The organism is Bradyrhizobium sp. (assembly GCF_049581145.1).
Taxonomy (GTDB): domain Bacteria; phylum Pseudomonadota; class Alphaproteobacteria; order Rhizobiales; family Xanthobacteraceae; genus Bradyrhizobium.
Map to the genome: position 1 here is coordinate 1 of NZ_JBAURI010000589.1, position 1,644 is coordinate 1,644.

The 1,644-nt window shown below is 35.0% G+C and carries 2 protein-coding genes; one reads left to right on the plus strand and one right to left on the minus strand.

Annotated features, from left to right (window positions below):
- On the minus strand, positions 1-190 hold a 190-nt coding region (locus WCB02_RS19455), incomplete at its 3' end, for a hypothetical protein (RefSeq protein ID WP_423960522.1).
- A gap of 1,085 nt (positions 191-1,275) precedes the next feature.
- Here WCB02_RS19455 and WCB02_RS19460 point away from each other — a divergent pair.
- Positions 1,276-1,644: hypothetical protein (locus tag WCB02_RS19460; protein WP_423960524.1), on the plus strand; the 369-nt coding region annotated here is incomplete at its 3' end.

The window sequence follows — 1,644 nt, forward strand, 5'->3', positions numbered from 1 at the left end:
AGCTAACGCCGCCCCGCATATCAGAGAAGCAGAGAAGTTGCGCAGCTGTATAACCATAGAGCATAGCCTTTCCCGCTTTGCAATTTCCCTTTTCCCGCGTACTGTGTACCCAGAGCCAACTTACACCAGCTTTAGCTGGAATAAAAGGTGATAGTGCAGCAGCGGCATACGCCACAGGCCTGTCTCTCATGTTATGCAGCCTTGCCTAGGTCAGGCTGCAGCGTTAGGCGGGCATATAAATTGCTTGTGGCTTCTAGCTAGACCCTTGGTTAAAAAACTCCATCGACTACACGTAAAATAGTTAATTATAAAAATTTAACAAAAGATATAGTCAATAAAGGCTAGAAGGTAATATTGAGATAGTATTTCTTAATTTAAACTCTATTCTAATTTCAAATTTTACCATCTTAAATTTAAACGATAAAAAAACTTTATCTATTTCTTCAGCACGTGAACATTTAAAACAGTGTAAGGATAAATTTAAATTACCTGAAAATTTTAATCCTGAAGAATTTCGTCTAGTAGCAAATGGTTTCTTTCAGGCTGAGGGCCATGTTTCCTGTCGAATTAGGGGAAAGAGTTTTACACCTGTATTTGCTCTTAACCAAAATTTATCAACAGAAAGTTTAGAATTTTTTTTAACTCTCTGACATGTGTTAGGACGATCAGGAACATTGAGCTTAACTATAAATAAACATGAAAAATTAGTTATACGTTTAGCAAGTGAAAGTTGGGAAACAATACTTAATAACTATGCTAAATATTTTAACAGTATTTACGGTGAAAAATATATTGCTTTCCAAAAACTATCGGATATAAGACGTCTTACTTCTAATAAATTAAAAGTAACACCACCCTGCCTGCTGCGCGCTGCGCAGGCCTAGCTACAATTATTTGTTTGATCTATGTCTAGCTACACACATTGTTTATGATATTTCATTAGATGGAGTAAATCGTAAATTATCTTTATCGGATCAATTAAGTTTATTTAGTATAAATTTCAGTACCATAAAGGGTATTGAGCTACCTGTATATACTGATAATTTTACGACCCCTTCAATACTTTTTATTATAGGGTTTATTAACGGTGATGGTACCTTACATTTAAGGTTAAGAAATTCGGATAAAGGTTCAATTTGGTTAATACCTACTTTATTATTGCTCCAGCTTAAAAATAAATATAACGCTCATTTTTTCTCTATGTTAGAGAAATTTTTTAATTCTCTCAATATTAAAACTTACTATATTAATAAAACTAAGGAAGGCTGAGCAAAAATGCTTCGCCTAGATATTTTTAGTGCTGCGGCCAGACTGGCTCCAGTGGACCCTGTCAGTACAGAAAATTTACTGCTGGAGCAGGTCGCGCCGTACTGCTCTGCTTCTTTATCTCGGCCTGGCATTAAGGCTGGCCTGCGCAATAGTGCAACGCAGCAATCAAAGATGTTGCAGGCTGCCAAAACTAAGACAAAAAATGTCAAAGAAATGTCAATCCTTACTATAAATAGTATTGATTCAATAATTTTTAAATTTTTACCTGTTATAGAACCTTATTCTCATTATATGTTCTGGAAAATAGATCAATATAACTTAATGTATAGTGTGGCAAAATTAGTTATGGCTAACGCACATCACACTTTATATGGG